This window comes from Shewanella sp. MSW, from assembly GCF_007636515.1.
Taxonomy (GTDB): domain Bacteria; phylum Pseudomonadota; class Gammaproteobacteria; order Enterobacterales; family Shewanellaceae; genus Shewanella; species Shewanella indica.
The window spans coordinates 1-17,023 of record NZ_LVDR01000009.1; the positions used below are offsets into that span (position 1 = coordinate 1).

The window sequence follows — 17,023 nt, forward strand, 5'->3', positions numbered from 1 at the left end:
TATGTCTGGTGACAATAGCATTGTGGTCCCACCTGATCCCATCCCGAACTCAGAAGTGAAACGCAATCGCGCCGATGGTAGTGTGGGGTCTCCCCATGTGAGAGTAGGTCATCGCCAGACGCCCAATTTTAGTAGTGCGCCAAGGCGTGATACTAAAGGAGCGGTAGTTCAGTTGGTTAGAATACCGGCCTGTCACGCCGGGGGTCGCGGGTTCGAGTCCCGTCCGCTCCGCCAACTTAAAGAGAAAGCCTCATCGAAAGATGAGGCTTTTTTCGTTTTGATTCTTTTCTGCAAATTTACAGAGTCATCCTTATAGGTCAGGAATATCCCGGTTCTTGAGGTTGACGATTGAGAATGCATAAGTGCTATCGTTATATTCGCTTTGGCTGTAGGATTCGTTTGAGTCTGTGACTTGGGTACTTAACCGAAATTTTTTTGTCGTTATAATAGTCATATTCTATTACAGGTGATGATTGTGGATTGTCGTATCGGTTGCGGTGCCTGTTGTATTGCACCCTCCATCAGCAGTGCCATTCCTGGGATGCCGCAAGGTAAACCTGCAGGGGTTCGTTGTGTGCAACTTGATGACAACAATCTATGTCGCCTCTTTGGTTCCCCTGAACGTCCCGATGTGTGTAGTGATTTCTCCGCATCGGTAGATGTATGTGGTAACAGCAACGAAGAGGCGCTCTGGCTGATAGGCTCTTTAGAGGTGGAAACCTCTTTCTGAAGGTGAAAGATGCAGTTAACGCGTTATACAGATTTTGGAATAAGAACTCTTATGTATCTGGCAATTCAACCGGAGCGTGAGACTTTATTTCGAATCGCAGAGATCACAGAGGTTTTTGATCTTTCACCTAATCATGTCTCCAAGATAGTACATCACCTGGGTAAGCTGGGATATTTGCAAACAATACGCGGCAAGAGCGGTGGTTTTCGTTTGGGGATGACTCCGGAGCTGATCAATGTCGGCGAGCTGGTGCGGGCACTGGAAAATTCACTGGCGCCTATTGATTGCAGCAAGCCTTATTGTCGGCTGACTCCTGCTTGTCAGTTGAAAGGGGTCTTGGCTCAAGCTGTGGATGCCTATCTGGCTGTGCTCGACCGTTATACCCTGGCAGACATTGTCAGTAACCAACAGGAGCTGCGAGCCTTGCTGCCGGATCTGGAAATCCCTGTATTACAACTCTGATTAGAGTTTTTCACCGCTGGTATTCTGCTTCTGGGCCAAAGAGATTGGCAGTAAGTTAGATACAGGCACCAGAGTGACTCCTATCTTTGCCAGCTCTGGCAGTCTCTTCTTGAGGAATTGCATACTCTCTGGGTAAGGGTGAGCTATCATCAAGGCTTCACCTTCGCTTTGGGCCTTGGCTATTGCCAAGTCCAACTGTCTTTCGAAAGCCTGTTCGGTTAGTTGATTATCCAAGAATACCTGACGTCTCAGCAGCGGAACACCCAAGGCATCGGCCTTCTCGCCAGCTTTAGTGTAGCGGGTAGTAACACTGTCAATAAAGAAGTGCTCTTCCTGTAGCAATACTTCCATTAACCAGCCCATAGGTTGCTCGAGTTGAGTCAACAAACTCCCCATATGGTTGTTACTTCCCCTGGCAAAGGGCACACTCTGCAAGGCTTGTTTGAGAGTTGCTTTAAACTCGGTTTCTGACATCTGGTTGTTGAGTCCACCAGGCCCCATGGCCTTGCCGTTAAGCGCCTGCATAGGGAGGTGCACCATGATTTCGTGGCCCTTGCTGTGAGCCTGGCGAGCCAGTTGTTGCCCGAGTGGGGTATGTGGCAATACAGACAAGGTCACGGCTGAAGGCAAGGACAGGGCGGCCTCATCTGTATGGCGGTAGCCAATATCATCGATGACGATTGCCAGTCTGGCTCCCCACGCGGGAGAGCAACTTACGACCAGCAGTAGTAAGTAGAAACAATAGCGCACGTTTTATATTAATTTTATTTATTTGATTGTATCCATGCCACCGCCGAGTTGATGGCTCTATCGCTGGCGGTATCTGCATGGGGAGATATGAGGTCGATTATAGGCACAGTTTTGTTATCGGAAACAGTATTGGGTGCGATTTTTATATCGGGTTCCACCCCTTTGGCGTTAATATCCTGGCCCTTGGGTGTGGTATATCGGGCTATGGTCAGCTTGATGGTATTACCATCGATAAGTGTTGGGATCAGGCTTTGTACTGTGCCTTTACCGAAGCTGGTTTCACCTATCACCTTGGCACGGTTGTTCTCCTGCAGCGCTGCGGCCAGTACTTCGGATGCTGAAGCTGAACCGCGATTGATCAGTACTAATATGGGCACGCCGGCAAGCATGGTTTGCGGAGATGCATAGTAATCTGAGTTGGCATCGAAAAAGCGTCCTTCGGTAGCGACTATGCGGCCCTTATCCAGAAATAGATCCGCTATCCGAATCGCCTGATCCAGCAAGCCTCCGGGATTGTTGCGCAAATCCAGAATCAAACCATTTAGTGACTGCTGTTGCCATTCGCTCAACTGGTGGACTATGTCGCGGGTCGAATCTTCCTGAAAACTTGCCAGGCGAATATAGCCAATGTCGTTAGTGAGCATTTTCCCAAGCACAGAGTGGATGCTGATAGTGGCCGGTTTGAGGCTGACTTCAAAGCTGACATCCGAGTGAGCATGATGCAGCTGTAGTGATAACTCACGGTTGCTGCTGCTGAATTGCTTTATTTGGCTAAGCACCTCTTCCAGAGACTGCTTGGCAATACTCTCACCATTGACGGCAGTAACAATATCGCCGGCCATGATCCCGGCTTGTTCGGCCGGAGAACCGGGAAAGGGCGCGATAATTCTGAGCTTTTCCCCTTCGGTGGACACTTCAAAGCCGTAGCCGAAGTATTCCCCACGGTTGCTGTCTCTGAGGCTGCTCATCTGCTCCGGTTTCAGAAAGCCGGAATAAGGGTCGAGATGTTGGAATATGCCTTCAATGGCGGCATCGACAAGCTCTTTGCGGCTGATATCCCTGACGTAGTAGGTTTCCACTGTATCCATCACATCCAGCAATAATGAAAGCTCGTGGGTGTGACTGGGTTTGGGAAAGTTTTCGTGGCTGGCCAGGCTGAGAGAGACTCCCATGATGATACCCAAGCCGATATACAGCAGGTTGCGAATAGAGTTGCCCATGTTGCCCCCTTTGAAGTACCGGGGGCTGATGATTAGCGCCGACAGTAATTTGCCGGGTCGACAGCTTGCCCCTTATGCCTTATTTCAAAGTATAGGCCAGGCTCGGTTTGTCCTCCGGAACTTCCTACCAGTGCCACGGCTTCGCCGGCCTTGACTGAATCGCCTGCATCTTTCAGCAATGCCTGGGCGTGGCCATAAAGGCTCATATAACCTTTGCCGTGGTCGACAACCAGCACCATACCAAAACCGCGCAGCCAATCGGCATAGATCACCTTACCTGCGGCTACGGCACTGACAGACTGGCCCTCTGGAGCAGACAGAATGACACCTTTCCAGCGCACACTGCCGGAGCGCTGACTGCCAAAGCTGTTTTTGATCCTGCCCTTGGTGGGCCAGTTGAGGGCGCCACGGGACTTGGCCAACCCTTCCATGCTGGGGCTATCGCGCATAGCGGCCAGTGCTTGCTCGACAACTCGCTTCAGTGATGCTTCTTCTATCTGCAGTTGCTCCAGCTCCGAGGCCTTACTACTGATGGTGCGTTGCAGTTCCTTCAGTGTTTGCTGTCGTTGATCCTGTTCTTGATTGAGGCGTTTGGATTGAGCCTTCTGATCCAGTACCAGCTGGTTGAGTCTATTGCGTTCCTGCTGCTCGCTCTGCTGTACTGCCGATAATTCCTGACGGGTCTGTTTCAGTTGTTCTATGGCCTGCATTCTGGCCTTGTTGAGGTATTCATAGTAAGCCAGCATTCGTTCTATGGTGGCCGGGTCTTGCTGGTTGAGCAGCATCTTGCTGTAGTCATGATTCCCGGCGAGATAGGCGCTGGTCAGTTGCTGGGCCAGGGTTTGCTGTTGGCTTTCTTTGAGCTTGTCCAGTTGTACGGCTCTTTGTTTCAGGTCTGCAAGGCGTTTTTCGGTATCGCGGAGGGCATTTTCTGTGTGGTTGACCTTACGGGCGGCATCGGCAATAGCCTGTTCGTCTTTTTTCAGCAGTTGCAGCAGTTTTTCCCGTTGTTTGCCTGTGTCTCTCAGGGCATTTTGCTGAGCGGTGATCTGGGATTGCAGTGCCTTTAACTCGGACTGACGCCGCTCCAGATCGGATGCCTGCAGCTGAGAGGAAAACACGAGAAAGCCAGCAAGTATGCTGGCTTTGGCTAAAATACGCTTCTGCACCGGGTCAGTGTTACTCTTTTGTATGGATTAACGGACGCCCTGTCATTTCGTCAGGAATGCTCTGTCCCATTAGTGTCAGCATGGTTGGGGCGATATCACTCAGGCGGCCACCTTCATCGATTGTGGCCTTGCGGCCGACATAGATAAAGGGCACCAGCTCACTGGTGTGGGCGGTATGAGCCTGGCCCGTGGTTTCGTCCACCATCTGCTCGGCATTGCCATGGTCGGCAGTGATGATGCACTCACCATCTACCTTGGCCAGTGCGTCCACTACTCGGCCTATGCAGGCATCTACAGCTTCGCAAGCCTTGACCGCAGCATCAAACTTGCCGGTATGGCCAACCATGTCACCGTTGGGATAGTTACAGATAATGACATCATATTTAGTTGATTCAATAGCTTCAACTAACTTATCTGTCAGTTCTGTCGAACTCATCTCGGGTTGCAAGTCGTAGGTGGCGACTTTGGGCGAGTTGATCAGAATACGGTCTTCACCCTCGAATGGTTGTTCTTTGCCGCCGTTGAAGAAGAAGGTTACGTGGGCATATTTCTCGGTTTCAGAAATACGCAGCTGGGTCAGACCGCGATTCTGCAGTACCTCGCCCAGGGTGTTGACCAGGTCTTCCGATGGGAAGGCTACCGGAGCCTTGATATCGGCGGCATACTCTGTGAGCATGACAAAGTTGACCTTGGGCGTCACTGCGCGTTCAAAACCATTGAAGTCCGGATTGACGAAGGCGCGGGTGATCTGTCTGGCGCGGTCGGCACGGAAGTTCATGAAAATTAGCGCATCGCCATCGTGCAGCTTTGTGGCCTTACCTTGATCCAGAATCGCTGTTGCGGCAACAAACTCATCGTTTTCATCGCGGCCGTAGGCAGCTTCCAATGCGGTTACGGCAGAGTCGGCACTGTAGTTACCCTCACCTTGAGTGATCAGATCGTAGGCTTGGGAGACTCGGTCCCAGCGATTGTCCCTGTCCATGGCGTAGTAGCGGCCAACGATGGAGGCTATGCGACCTCGGCCTAATTCGGCAAACAGCTTGTCGAAGTGTTCCAGACTGGCTTTAGCACTGCGTGGCGGGGTATCGCGCCCATCGAGGAAGGCGTGCAGGTAAACCTGCTTGGCACCACGTTTGACGGCCATGCGGCACATGGCTTCAAGATGATCTTCATGGCTGTGAACACCGCCGGGTGATAACAACCCCATGATGTGCACTGCGCCGTCTGTTTTGATGGCGGCGTCGACAGCCTCGATCAGTGCTTGAGTTTGCTCAAATTCGCCATCTTCAATGGCCTTGCTGATGCGGGTCAGTTCCTGATAAACGATACGGCCGGAACCAATATTGATATGACCCACTTCAGAGTTACCCATCTGCCCGTCAGGCAAACCTACATCTTTACCTGAGCCGGAAATCAAACTGTGGGCGTATTCGGCGTTGAGTCTGTCGAGAACCGGAGTGTTGGCATGATGTACGGCATTCATATGCGTGCCTTCACGATAACCCCAGCCGTCCAGAATCAGCAGTGCCAAAGGACGTTTGCTTGTCTTCATGTTGATACCTGTAAAGTTGAAAGAATCGGTCAAATCTGAAATTGGTTAAATATTACTACGTCTGCCCTGAGGGCAAAAGCCATTTACCCCGATTGTGACAATAGGGCGGACCGCGGTTTAACGCCGATTCAAGGGGCAAAACTGCGGCGAAACAGCTGCAATCTGCCTGGCCTCTGGGTATACTCTGCGCTTGTCCGAAATGGCTCAATAGATAACAGGCAGTTAAAAATGCAGGAATATGTAGAGTTTTTTAAAGCCCACCCCATGCTAAGCCTGGCCTGGGTGGGTTTGTTTATCGCCGTGATTGTCACCCTGTTCAAATCCGGTTTTTCCAAGGTTAAAAGCGTAGATCATCAGCAGGCGATTTTCTTGATGAATAAGGAAGACGCCAAGGTGGTCGATGTGCGAGCCAAGGACGATTTTCGCAAGGGACACATTCTCAATGCTTTGAATGTGCCTATGGCCGATATCAAAAATAATCAGACTACCAACCTTGAAAAGTACAAAACCACACCCATTATACTGGTATGCAACGCTGGCATGACCTCATCTCAAGCGGCTCAGATTTTGGTTAAGCAAGGCTTTGAAAAAGTCTTTAACCTCAAAGGTGGTATGGGTGATTGGCAGGCAGCAAATATGCCTGTATCCAAAAGCAAAAGATAATGAGTGTCGGCGGTTGTCATTGCATTTGGCGCCGCTCTGTTAGTAGAGTGGCCATACTGAAGTGGCAACCGGCATCCTGAGTTCTGTTCCGGCGCTGAACAGATGAATAGCAGGGATGATGACTGGGAGTCGCAATCGACCCGAGTAACATACACCCTAAACACCGGCTCATTGCAAGCCGAGACTAAATGGATAGGTAGGAATTATGGCTGAAGTAGCAAACAACGAACAACAAGCCCCACAGTTCAACATTCAACGTGTGTATATCAAGGATGTTTCTTTCGAAACTCCTAACAGCCCAGCGGTATTCCAGAAAGAGTGGAATCCTGAAGTTAAGCTGGATCTGGATACCCGTAGCGCCAAGTTGGCCGACGACGTTTTTGAAGTAGTACTGTCACTGACTGTGACCGCCAAAAATGGTGAAGAAACAGCTTTCTTGTGTGAAGTACAACAAGCCGGTATCTTCTCTATCTCTGGTCTGAGCGATCCTCAACTGGCTCATTCTCTGGGCGCTTACTGCCCTAACATCCTGTTTCCTTATGCCCGTGAAACCGTGGCCAGCCTGGTATCCCGTGGTACTTTCCCACAGCTGAACCTGGCACCTGTGAACTTCGACGCCCTGTTCGCTCAGTATGTGCAGCAGCGTCAAGCCGCCGCCGAGCAAGCTCCGGCCGAAGAAGCAAACGCGTAATCAGCCGATGAAAGACACTGCCGAAATAACGGTATTGGGGGCGGGCTCTTATGGCACCGCCCTTGCCATTTCTTTGGCCAGCAATGGACACAGTACCCTGTTGTGGGGGCATGAGCCCGAGCATGTGGCTAAACTCGCTGCCGAGCGCAGTAACCAAGCCTTTCTTCCCGGAATAGCCTTTCCCGACTCCCTGGTGATGGAGGCCGATCTGGCCAAAGCATTGGCGGCGTCGCGAAATATTCTGGTGGTGGTGCCAAGTCATGTCTTCGCCGAAGTGCTGGCTCAGGCCAAGCCTCTGCTGCGTGATGATGCCCGCATCATTTGGGCTACCAAGGGGCTGGAGCCGGAAAGTGGCCGCCTGTTGCAGGATGTTGCCCGCGATGTGCTGGGGGAGAAATATCCGCTGGCGGTATTGTCCGGACCGACTTTTGCCAAAGAGCTGGCGGCAGGTTTACCAACCGCCATCTCAGTGGCCGGTACTGATGCCGAGTTTACCCAGGATCTGGTGGAACTGCTGCACAGCCCCAAACGTCTGAGAGTGTATGCCAATGACGATTTTATTGGCCTGCAGCTCGGTGGCGCGGTCAAGAATGTCATCGCTATAGGTGCCGGCATGTCCGACGGTATAGGCTTTGGTGCCAATGCCCGTACAGCCCTGATCACCCGTGGTTTGGTGGAGTTGAGCCGTCTGGGGGAAGCCTTGGGCGCTCATGCATCTACCTTTATGGGAATGGCGGGTCTTGGGGATCTGGTGCTGACCTGTACCGATAACCAATCGCGTAATCGTCGCTTTGGTTTGGCATTAGGTAAAGGTTGTGATGTCGATACTGCCCAGGCTGAAATCGGTCAGGTGGTTGAAGGTTACCGCAACACTAAAGAGGTCTACACTCTGGCCAAGCGCTTGGGAGTCGAGATGCCGATCACCGAGCAGATCTATCAAGTGTTGTATCAGGGCAAATCGCCTATTGATGCGGCCAAAGAACTGCTGGCCAGAGAGAAAAAGTCGGAAACCTCGGCAGACTGAGTCATCTCCAATCCCGGAAAAGGATGCTAGAACAGCGTCCTTTTTTTATGGTTCTCGCTTCCAGCGAGCACGACTTAACATGCAGCCCAAAGCTGCTGGCGCAGTACCCGATTATAAGCAAAAGCCAGTTATTGAACTGGCTTTTTATGAGGGCTACCGACAGTAACCCTGATGAAAGTTTCCTCAAAACGGCAAGCTGAAGCCTATGCTGACAGTACGGCCCATGCCCTTGAAGTAACGATTGTTGTTAGCCATGGTCTGTGAGTAGTAACTGTAGTAGTCTTTATTCAGCAGATTCTGTAGCCCCAATGTCAAAGTGCCTTGGTATAAGGGCATAGAGAAGGAGGCATCAACCGTGATATAGCCGTCAAACTCGGCGTACTCTTCACCATTGGCCTTTTTGAAGCTACGGTCCATATAGTAGTTGGCCTGAATCCGCCCACTCATCTCGGCATCGAACCTGTGTTCCCAGAATAGGTTGAGACGATTGGGTGCTATGTTGGCGCCGTCGAGATCTGTGTCTGTGCTGCCATCTTTATTGGAGTCATACTCCCCTTGTTGCAGCGCCAGGTTCAGCCCCAGATCGTCGTCATTACCCAGGTAAGCCGTGACATTGGCTTCCAGTCCCTGGATCACGCTCTTTTCCCGTTTCACATTGTAGAAGCCGTCTTCATTCAGGGCTAAACGGGCACCCAGTTTGGCCTCGGAGCGATACAGGGCCAGCTTGGCTGCCAACAACTCGCCTTGATAGTCCAAGCCCAGTTCATAGTTGTCTGTGACCACGGGCTCCAGCGTCAAGGAGCCTTCCACACTGGGGTTTTGATCCGGGAAGCTGTTGCCGTCACGCAGAATTCGTCCTATGTCGGCCATACCAAAACCTTGGCTGTAACTGGTATAGAGGCGCAGCGCTGAGCTGAAGTTATAACTGGCACCTATATTGAACAGGGTTTCATTGAAATCCGGTTCGCCACCGGCAACCTGTTTGTGGCCAGAGGCCCATAGGGTTTGGAAATCATCGACCTTGAGTTTGGCATATTCATAACGAACGCCGCCGGAAATAGTCAGGGCATCCAAAGGTGAGAAGCTCAACTGGGCATAGGGGGCGATATTGTCGTAACGGGTCTCGGGTACCCAGGAGCGTCCGGTCTGTACCAGATCCTGCTCTGTGGTATCGCTGAAAAGGTCTACCCCATAGGCCAGATCCACACCGCTGTCGGCGAGATTATTAGCGATCATCGATGCCTTGAGGCCCCACTTGTTGGACTTGTTGCGTGACTGATCATAGAAGTACTGCTCGCCATTGGCGCCGGTATCACAGGTCGTCAGATTCGCAGCACCTTCGAAGGCCGGATCATAGAAGCTGCCGAAACAGCCACCGCCATAGACACCCTTGAAGTTCTGGTTGAACAGTTGCAGCTCCAACTGCTGCCCGGCGATGTTGCGGTGCTTATAGGTGAGACTGCTGGTGGTGACCTTGTTGTTGGCAGCCTGCCAGGGTTGTTTCTGTTTCACCGCCGACGTTGGAGTATCTGTGGCGACATTACCTTTGACCGGCATCCAGTCACCATTGTTGTCCATATCGTAGTGGTTGACCATCAGCTCCAGTCGCGACTCGCTGAACTCATAGCCCAACTTGAGGAAGAAGTCCTTGCTCTGGCTGTCCATCGACTCGCCCTGGGTGGTGTCGACACCTATGACATCATCGTTGGCATCATAGTAAACGCCATTGCTGTGGTATCCCACTGAACCCAGCATATCCAGGTTACCGCTTTGGCCGGAGAAGGCATAGTTGGCACCAAAGCTCAGGCTATCGGACTCGAAGCTGGTGGGGGTGGACAGATCAAAACTTACCCGACTTTCGTTGTCGCCGCTGGGTTTCTTGGTGATGTAGTTGATGATGCCGCCCTGAGCACCAAGGCCGTGCATGGCGTTGGCTCCATGGATAATTTCAATTCGTTCTATCATCATGGGATCTATGGTTTGGCCTGAACGACCACCACTGCGCAGAGGGTTTGACTGAGGCACGCCATCTATCATGATGAGTGGGGCGCGGCCACGCAGGGTTTCGCCGGTATTGGTCATTTTCTGGCGGCTGGGGGAGAAGCTGGGGGCCAGGTTGCCCAAAATGGTCGACAAGTCCCGGGTGGTGGCCAACTGTTGCTTGAGCTGTTCCTGGTCTATGACGGTCACAGTATTGGGGATGGCACTGAGTGGTTTTTCCATCCGACTGGAAGTGATGACCATGGTTTCCATTTGGGGCTCTTTGGCGTAAGCCGCCTGGGCAGCCAGCCCGGAAAGGACTGACAGAGCGACGAGGGAGCGAGTGAATTTCATCGTTATTCCTAATGTTTGCCATCTTGGAAGACGGCTTATTGGTTTGCGGTTTCCGGCTCTCCTTGCCAAGTTGATAAATACAAATCATTGTTATTTGCATAACGGCTAAGGAGTATAAAATAGGCTGGTTTTCTCTGTCCATAGCTGTGATGAATTTTTGTAAAGAGTGTCAAGGAGCTAAACCTGGGATGTGATTAGCTGACTAAAGGCTGGAATCTCGCTCTCCGGCTATGAAACTTTCAGGCTGCCTGTGGTATGGTTGGCGCATCTGAATTTTGTCAATCCAACAGATCCTTACTATGCATAATATTGCTCAGATTATTGCCCAGGAGCTGAATGTTCGTGAGCAGCAGGTTGCTGCTACCATCAGCTTGCTGGATGAAGGTGCAACAGTGCCTTTTGTTGCCCGCTACCGCAAAGAGGTGACGGGGGGGCTGGATGATACCCAGCTGCGTAACCTGCACTCTCGTCTAGGTTATCTACGGGAGCTTAACGATCGGCGTCAGGTGATCCTCTCCTCGATTGATGCTCAGGGAAAACTGACCGCCGAGCTGAAGCACGCCATCAATGAAGCCGACAGCAAGACCCGGCTCGAAGATCTGTACTTGCCCTATAAACCCAAGCGTCGTACCAAGGGCCAAATTGCTATTGAAGCCGGTATTGAGCCCTTGGCCGATGCCCTCTATGCCGCCGCCGGCAGCGCCGCCATGGATCCTGAGCAGGCCGCCGAGGCCTATCTCAATCCGGAAGCCGGTTTTACCGACGCCAAGGCGGTGTTGGATGGTGCCCGTTATATCCTGATGGAGCGGATCGCCGAAGATGCCGAGCTGCTGGCCAAGGTGCGTAACCACCTGCAACAGTCGGCTGTCATTGAAAGCCGACTGATCTCCGGCAAGGAGAAGGAAGGCGCTAAGTTCCGCGACTATTTTGAGCACACTGAAAAACTCAGCTCTGTGCCTTCTCACCGGGCGCTGGCTATGCTGCGCGGCCGCAATGAAGGCGTGTTGAGTCTGTCGATGAATGCCGACCCTGAGGCAGAAGCCAAAGCGGGGAGCTATTGTGAGGTGATTATCGCTGAGCACTTGCGTCTTAAGCTGAGTGACAGCGCTCTGGATAACTGGCTGAAGACGGTTGTCACAGCCACTTGGCGGATCAAAATCGCCCTGCAGATGGAAACCGAGTTTATCGCCAGAATGCGCGAAGCGGCGGAAACCGAGGCGATTAAAGTCTTTGCCCGTAACCTGGGCGACTTACTGATGGCGCCTCCCGCCGGAGCCAAGGCCACCATGGGACTGGATCCCGGGCTGCGTACCGGAGTTAAGGTGGCGGTGGTCAACGACACAGGCAAGCTGGTGGGCCATACCACTATCTTCCCTCATGCGCCGCAAAACCAGTGGGACAAGTCGATACGCACTCTGGCTAATCTGGTCAATATGCACAAGGTGGAGCTGATCGCCATAGGTAACGGCACGGCTTCCCGTGAAACCGACAAGCTGGCCGCTGAAGTGATTGCCATGGTCAAAGACAGCAACCCCGGCATCACTAAGGTGATGGTCAGTGAAGCCGGAGCCTCTGTCTATTCGGCCTCTGAGTTGGCGGCCAATGAGTTTCCTGATCTCGATGTTTCACTGCGCGGCGCCGTGTCCATCGCCAGACGGCTGCAGGATCCGCTGGCGGAGTTGGTTAAGATTGAACCTAAGTCCATTGGTGTGGGTCAGTATCAACATGATGTCAGCCAAAGTCAGCTGTCGGCTTCTTTGGAAGCCGTGGTTGAAGACTGTGTAAACGGCGTCGGTGTCGATGTGAATATGGCTTCCATGCCGCTGCTGAGCCAGGTGGCCGGTCTTAACCGCACCTTAGCCAAAAATCTGGTGGAATATCGCGACGAACACGGCCGCTTCAACGACCGTAAAGAACTACTCAAGGTGCCACGTCTGGGGCCCAAGGCCTTCGAACAGGCCGCCGGCTTCCTGCGGATCCGTGAAGGCAGTAACCCGCTGGATGCATCGGCCGTTCACCCCGAAGCCTATTCGCTGGTGGAAAATATCGCCAAGCTTAAGGGTAAACCGGTTGCTGAACTGATAGGTAACAGCGATCTGCTGAACAGTATCAATCCGGCCGAATTCATCACAGACGCATTCGGTCTGCCGACAGTAACGGATATCCTCAAAGAGTTGGATAAGCCGGGACGTGACCCCCGAGGCGAGTTCAAGACAGCCAAATTCAAAGATGGGGTTGAGGCGCTAAAGGACCTCAAACCTGAGATGATCCTCGAAGGCGTGGTGACCAATGTCACTAACTTTGGTGCCTTTGTCGATATCGGCGTGCATCAGGATGGACTGGTGCACATCTCTTCATTGACCGACAAGTTTGTCAGCGATCCTCATACCGTGGTTAAGGCCGGTGATGTGGTCAAGGTAAAGGTCATGGAGGTAGATATTGAGCGTAAGCGTATAGGACTGTCGATGCGCCTGGACGAAAAGATTGAGCCAGGCAAGCCACAACAAAGAGCAGGTAAGCCGCAGGCCAAGGGCAATAAATCTGGTCAGGGCAAACAACGTCCTGCCGCCAAGCCACAGCCAGTGAATGCCGCCATGGGCAATGCGTTTGCCGATGCCTTTGCCAAGCTGAAGAAAAACTGATCGACAAGTTGTTGAATACCTATTAACAGTCCGACAGTTGATGAATCCCTCGATAATTATCGGGGGATTTTTTTATACGCGATTTTCTGTTGCTAGTACTCGAACCAATAATGTCGTTTCCCGCTAACCATGAGTTCTGACACTTTTCCCCATCTTTTGCGAACGGCTTCACCCTCTGGTGCTATAGCCAATAACAAACAAATGTTAATGAAACTTTATCTTATCCTTTCTGTCATAATTGCGCGGCAAATCGGCTCTTTCTGGGGGTTGGCGTGCGGTAAATCGTCAATTTTTTAACAAACGCCAAGGCAAAAGAGTGGTGAGGAACCCTGGAAATGATGTTTTCTCGTTTTAAATTTACTGGACCGTTTCGTAGTGTACTGACTTTCAGTTTATTGGCTCTGTTATGCCTGATGTTGAGTCGAATTGGGCTGGGGCTTTGGCAATATGAACGGGTAGCAGCCGTTGGTGGTTGGACTCATCTGTTGTTGCAGGGGCTGCGGGTAGATGTGGCCATGCTTTGTTGGCTCTGGGGTGTTGTGGCACTGGGTACAGCCTTGTTTGGCGGCGAACATTGGCTCGGACGTTGCTGGTCTTGGATACAGCGTCTGTGGTTGACTCTCGGGCTTTGGTATTTGCTGTTCTTGGAGTTGTCCACACCCTCTTTTATTGAAGAGTATGGTGTCAGGCCAAATCGCCTCTATGTTGAGTATCTTATTTACCCCAAAGAAGTGCTTTCCATGCTTTGGAGTGGCCGCAAGCTGGAGTTGATCCTTTCCGTGGTTTTGTCTGGAGCCATCCTTTGGAGCGGTTGGAAACTCTCAGGTTACCTCTGTCGCAATTGTCGTTTCCCCAAGTGGTATTGGCGTCCGGTACTTGGTGTGCTGATCATTGTCTTGTCCTTGGCGGGGGCCAGATCCACTCTTGGTCACAGGCCTTTGAATCCGGCCATGGTGGCCTTCGCCGATGATCCACTCGTTAACTCGTTGGTGGTCAATTCAGGTTACTCGCTGGCTTTTGCTATCAGCCAAATGAATAACGAGGCCGACACATCGTGGATCTATGGCGATATGGACAGAAAGGAGATCTATCAAATAATTCGCCAGGAGACTGGTCGTGCGCCGGCTGACTTTATATCAGACCAGTATCCCAGCTTGAGTCAGAACCAGGCCAGCTATCGTGGTAAACCCAAGAATATAGTCATCATATTGCAGGAGAGCCTGGGTGCTCGTTTCGTTGGCAGTTTGGGGGGCTTACCACTGACACCCAATCTGGACGCCTTGGCCAATGAAGGCTGGTATTTCGAGAGTCTGTATGCCACGGGGACACGTTCAGTTCGAGGCATAGAGGCGGTGACCACTGGTTTTACCCCCACGCCGGCGCGTTCTGTGGTGAAACTCGGCAAGAGTCAAAGTGGTTTCTTTAGTCTTGCTGCATTGCTGCAGGCTCAAGGGTATTCCACCTCCTTTATCTACGGTGGTGAAAGCCATTTTGACAATATGCGCAGCTTTTTTCTCGGCAATGGCTTTAGCACCATAGTCGACCAGAAAGACTATCCTAAACCTGCCTTTGTCGGCTCCTGGGGGGCTTCAGATGAAGATCTAATGCGCAAGGCCGACTCTGAGTTCAAGCGCCTTCATGCCGAGGGCAAACCTTTCTTTAGCCTGGTGTTCAGCTCCAGCAATCATGATCCCTTTGAATTCCCTGATGGCCGTATCGAACTGTATGAACAGCCAAAACAGACCCGCAACAATGCTGCCAAGTATGCCGATTACGCCATAGGTGAGTTTTTTCGACTGGCGAAAGAGGCTGACTATTGGCGTGATACCCTGTTTCTGGTGGTGGCCGATCATGACAGTCGGGTTTCCGGGGCGTCTTTGGTGCCAGTGCCCAGATTCAGGATCCCCGGCTTATTATTGGGTGAAGGGATAACGGCTAAGCGGGACCCGCGGGTAGTGAGTCAGATAGATCTGCCGCCAACGCTGTTGTCTTTGGCCGGCATCGATGCCACCTACCCCATGTTGGGAAGAGATTTGTCAAAGATGCCCGATAACTGGCCGGGCAGGGCCTTGATGCAGTACAACAAAAACTTTGCTTATATGCAGGATAACAAAGTCACTATATTGCAGCCGGAGAAAGCGCCTGCGACCTTTGATTACGATCCAGTTAGGGAGCAACTGCACGCCGCGCCACTCTCTGAATCAATGGCTCGCACGGCGCTTGGGTTGGCACTATGGGGTAGCGTGGCGTATCAGGAAGGTTTGTATAAGCTGCCGCCCATGGATCAAGCCAGTGCAGAGATACCGGCTGCAGGCATAGGCTCGGTGCATTGATGGTAGAAGGTATCGATTCTCTGCCCCAGCTCGCGATAAAACTGCGGTGCTTCATTCGGCATGGGGTGAGGCCCATTATTTAATACAACTGTGGGTTTGAGATACGTAGAAGCTTCAAACTGACGGTTACGTATATCGCGGCGATCCAGAGCCGGCTTGCTGAGTAGATTCAGCAGCAGAGGCTTACTGCCTTGGCGCCGCTTTTGCTCTTGCTGCTGTTGTTGACCGGATTGTTGTTGGCGCTCCTGGACTCTGTCGGCCAGTCTGGCCTGTTGCTGCGCCGAGTCTGCCGTGCGTTCGTGCTGCGGGTTGAAGGCCCTTTCTTCATGGCCTTTACTGGGTTGCTGCGGCGGAATGACCGGCGGTCGTTGCTGACTCTCTACCCGAGCGACATCGGTCGCGGGATTACTGGTCGCGATCGGTACCTGTGGATAGTGTGAGACGAGCTGCATAGGGCATTCCTTACATTGCTGACCAAATAATAGTCAATTAGGGCAAGGAATTAAAGTCTTTCTCTGTTAGCCAGCTATTTAGCCCTTCAATAAACTCCTGAGGATGGGAAATAAAGGGGGCGTGTGATGCCTTGGACAGCAGTAAATCTGTGGTTGATGCGTTACCCGGCAATAGGTTAGCGACTCTTCTGGGCACCAGCCCATCCAATCTTCCCCAAACCCTGAGCCAGGGAAGGGTGAGCCGTTCCAGTCCGGGGCGTAGATCCACCTTGGCCAACATCTCCAAGCCTTGCGTCAGAGCCTGTTCATTGGGTAGCGGCCGCGCCAGAACCAGCTCGCGAATGGTGCGAATATCGTCGCGGGCGCTATCGCTGCCCATAGCTTGGATCGCCAGAAACTTTTCTATGGTTCGCTGCAGATCCTGTTGCAGTTGTTCGGCAAACTGAGTCAGCACATTAGGTGCTATTCCAGGCCATTGGTTATCGCTCCTGGCCATAAAGCAGGGAGAAGAGGCGACTGTGATAAGCCTGGTAACTCGCTCTGGAAAGCGCTGAGCTACCCGGGTGGCCACCAAGCCACCAAGCGACCAGCCCAACCATACTGCCTGTGTGGGCAGAGCTGCCACCAGGGCGTCCACCCAGTCGTCTAGTTCCCCGTCAATGGTTTGGCTAAAACCAAATCCCGGCAGGTCGACACTGTGGACTCTATACTGAGATAACCCAGGCAGCAGGGGATGAAAAACGGCACTGTTGACGCCCCAACCGTGGAGCAAGATCAGATCCCGTCCCTGTCCCTGGCTTTCGATATGCAGACTCACTGAAACACCTCATGGAAGATTCGTTATGTGGAGCCCTCTATTGGCAGGATGCCGGGCCCTATTGGCCGCCAGTTTACCCAACCGTTGCCTCTTGTGTCATCAGCAGATCCCATCATCTAGTCAGGGGTTGTGTGCCTGTTGTCTTGCTGCCAGTTGCTACCGACAACCTATCTGCCTCGGCTGT

Annotated in this window: 14 protein-coding genes, 1 tRNA gene and 1 rRNA gene; 9 read left to right on the plus strand and 7 right to left on the minus strand. The window is 52.3% G+C overall.

All coding sequences use genetic code 11. The features are described from left to right. Window positions 1-4 precede the first annotated feature (4 nt). The 4 genes from rrf (at window position 5) to AYI96_RS11170 (ending at window position 1,192) form a co-directional block, all read left to right on the plus strand. A 5S ribosomal RNA gene (gene rrf / locus AYI96_RS11155) occupies window positions 5-120 on the plus strand. A 37-nt stretch (window positions 121-157) separates the two neighbouring features. Further along, window positions 158-234 (plus strand) — tRNA-Asp (locus tag AYI96_RS11160). Window positions 235-475: 241 nt separating this feature from the next. Continuing rightward, complete coding sequence (locus AYI96_RS11165) at window positions 476-730, plus strand: YkgJ family cysteine cluster protein (RefSeq protein WP_039035350.1); 255 nt, start codon at window positions 476-478, stop codon at window positions 728-730. A gap of 9 nt (window positions 731-739) precedes the next feature. Further along, the gene (locus tag AYI96_RS11170; protein WP_039035305.1) at window positions 740-1,192 is read left to right on the plus strand and encodes an Rrf2 family transcriptional regulator; all 453 of its coding nucleotides are present in this window, start codon (window positions 740-742) and stop codon (window positions 1,190-1,192) included. Here AYI96_RS11170 and AYI96_RS11175 read toward each other — a convergent pair whose 3' ends face one another. From AYI96_RS11175 to gpmM, 4 genes are read right to left on the minus strand one after another with little or no spacing between them, the layout of a single operon-like run. Continuing rightward, the gene (locus tag AYI96_RS11175) at window positions 1,193-1,942 is read right to left on the minus strand and encodes a divergent polysaccharide deacetylase family protein (RefSeq protein WP_039035306.1); all 750 of its coding nucleotides are present in this window, start codon (window positions 1,940-1,942) and stop codon (window positions 1,193-1,195) included. 14 nt (window positions 1,943-1,956) lie between these two features. Beyond that, window positions 1,957-3,162: a S41 family peptidase gene (locus tag AYI96_RS11180; RefSeq protein ID WP_039035307.1), complete on the minus strand. Its 1,206-nt coding sequence runs from the start codon at window positions 3,160-3,162 to the stop codon at window positions 1,957-1,959. A gap of 32 nt (window positions 3,163-3,194) precedes the next feature. Further along, window positions 3,195-4,331, minus strand: a complete 1,137-nt coding sequence (locus AYI96_RS11185; protein ID WP_144361623.1) for a murein hydrolase activator EnvC family protein — start codon at window positions 4,329-4,331, stop codon at window positions 3,195-3,197. A 10-nt stretch (window positions 4,332-4,341) separates the two neighbouring features. Beyond that, entirely contained in the window at window positions 4,342-5,883 is a 1,542-nt protein-coding gene (gpmM, locus tag AYI96_RS11190) for a 2,3-bisphosphoglycerate-independent phosphoglycerate mutase (RefSeq protein WP_144361624.1), read from the minus strand. A gap of 228 nt (window positions 5,884-6,111) precedes the next feature. On the opposite strand from gpmM, the gene AYI96_RS11195 reads away from it, so the two are divergent. From AYI96_RS11195 to gpsA, 3 genes are all read left to right on the plus strand, one after another. Further along, window positions 6,112-6,546 (plus strand): rhodanese-like domain-containing protein, encoded by a 435-nt coding sequence (locus tag AYI96_RS11195; protein ID WP_144361625.1) that lies wholly within the window; start codon window positions 6,112-6,114, stop codon window positions 6,544-6,546. Window positions 6,547-6,751: 205 nt separating this feature from the next. Further along, the gene (gene secB / locus AYI96_RS11200) at window positions 6,752-7,237 is read left to right on the plus strand and encodes a protein-export chaperone SecB (protein WP_025010842.1); all 486 of its coding nucleotides are present in this window, start codon (window positions 6,752-6,754) and stop codon (window positions 7,235-7,237) included. A 7-nt stretch (window positions 7,238-7,244) separates the two neighbouring features. Further along, window positions 7,245-8,261: an NAD(P)H-dependent glycerol-3-phosphate dehydrogenase gene (gene gpsA, locus AYI96_RS11205; protein ID WP_071475746.1), complete on the plus strand. Its 1,017-nt coding sequence runs from the start codon at window positions 7,245-7,247 to the stop codon at window positions 8,259-8,261. A gap of 183 nt (window positions 8,262-8,444) precedes the next feature. On the opposite strand, the gene AYI96_RS11210 is transcribed toward gpsA, so the two are convergent. Then, the gene (locus tag AYI96_RS11210) at window positions 8,445-10,595 is read right to left on the minus strand and encodes a TonB-dependent receptor (protein WP_071475745.1); all 2,151 of its coding nucleotides are present in this window, start codon (window positions 10,593-10,595) and stop codon (window positions 8,445-8,447) included. Window positions 10,596-10,894: 299 nt separating this feature from the next. On the opposite strand from AYI96_RS11210, the gene AYI96_RS11215 reads away from it, so the two are divergent. Together AYI96_RS11215 and AYI96_RS11220 are read left to right on the plus strand one after the other, a co-directional pair. Then, window positions 10,895-13,237, plus strand: coding sequence for a Tex family protein (locus AYI96_RS11215; RefSeq protein ID WP_144361626.1), 2,343 nt, complete (start codon window positions 10,895-10,897; stop codon window positions 13,235-13,237). 338 nt (window positions 13,238-13,575) lie between these two features. Beyond that, entirely contained in the window at window positions 13,576-15,570 is a 1,995-nt protein-coding gene (locus tag AYI96_RS11220; RefSeq protein ID WP_071475754.1) for an LTA synthase family protein, read from the plus strand. Here AYI96_RS11220 and AYI96_RS11225 read toward each other — a convergent pair. Beyond that, entirely contained in the window at window positions 15,522-16,022 is a 501-nt protein-coding gene (locus AYI96_RS11225) for a hypothetical protein (RefSeq protein WP_144361627.1), read from the minus strand. The genes AYI96_RS11220 and AYI96_RS11225 overlap by 49 nt on opposite strands. 37 nt (window positions 16,023-16,059) lie before the next feature. Further along, entirely contained in the window at window positions 16,060-16,839 is a 780-nt protein-coding gene (gene bioH / locus AYI96_RS11230; RefSeq protein WP_144361628.1) for a pimeloyl-ACP methyl ester esterase BioH, read from the minus strand. Window positions 16,840-17,023: the final 184 nt, after the last annotated feature.

What these genes read in the sequence shown, in the direction of transcription:
- AYI96_RS11170 (WP_039035305.1), top strand. Translation starts at nt 740, where the DNA reads ATGCAGTTAACGCGTTATACAGATTTTGGAATAAGAACTCTTATGTAT.
- AYI96_RS11180 (WP_039035307.1), bottom strand. Translation starts at nt 3,162, where the DNA reads ATGGGCAACTCTATTCGCAACCTGCTGTATATCGGCTTGGGTATCATC.
- gpmM (WP_144361624.1), bottom strand. Translation starts at nt 5,883, where the DNA reads ATGAAGACAAGCAAACGTCCTTTGGCACTGCTGATTCTGGACGGCTGG.
- AYI96_RS11195 (WP_144361625.1), top strand. Translation starts at nt 6,112, where the DNA reads ATGCAGGAATATGTAGAGTTTTTTAAAGCCCACCCCATGCTAAGCCTG.
- secB (WP_025010842.1), top strand. Translation starts at nt 6,752, where the DNA reads ATGGCTGAAGTAGCAAACAACGAACAACAAGCCCCACAGTTCAACATT.
- gpsA (WP_071475746.1), top strand. Translation starts at nt 7,245, where the DNA reads ATGAAAGACACTGCCGAAATAACGGTATTGGGGGCGGGCTCTTATGGC.
- AYI96_RS11210 (WP_071475745.1), bottom strand. Translation starts at nt 10,595, where the DNA reads ATGAAATTCACTCGCTCCCTCGTCGCTCTGTCAGTCCTTTCCGGGCTG.
- AYI96_RS11215 (WP_144361626.1), top strand. Translation starts at nt 10,895, where the DNA reads ATGCATAATATTGCTCAGATTATTGCCCAGGAGCTGAATGTTCGTGAG.
- AYI96_RS11220 (WP_071475754.1), top strand. Translation starts at nt 13,576, where the DNA reads ATGTTTTCTCGTTTTAAATTTACTGGACCGTTTCGTAGTGTACTGACT.
- AYI96_RS11225 (WP_144361627.1), bottom strand. Translation starts at nt 16,022, where the DNA reads ATGCAGCTCGTCTCACACTATCCACAGGTACCGATCGCGACCAGTAAT.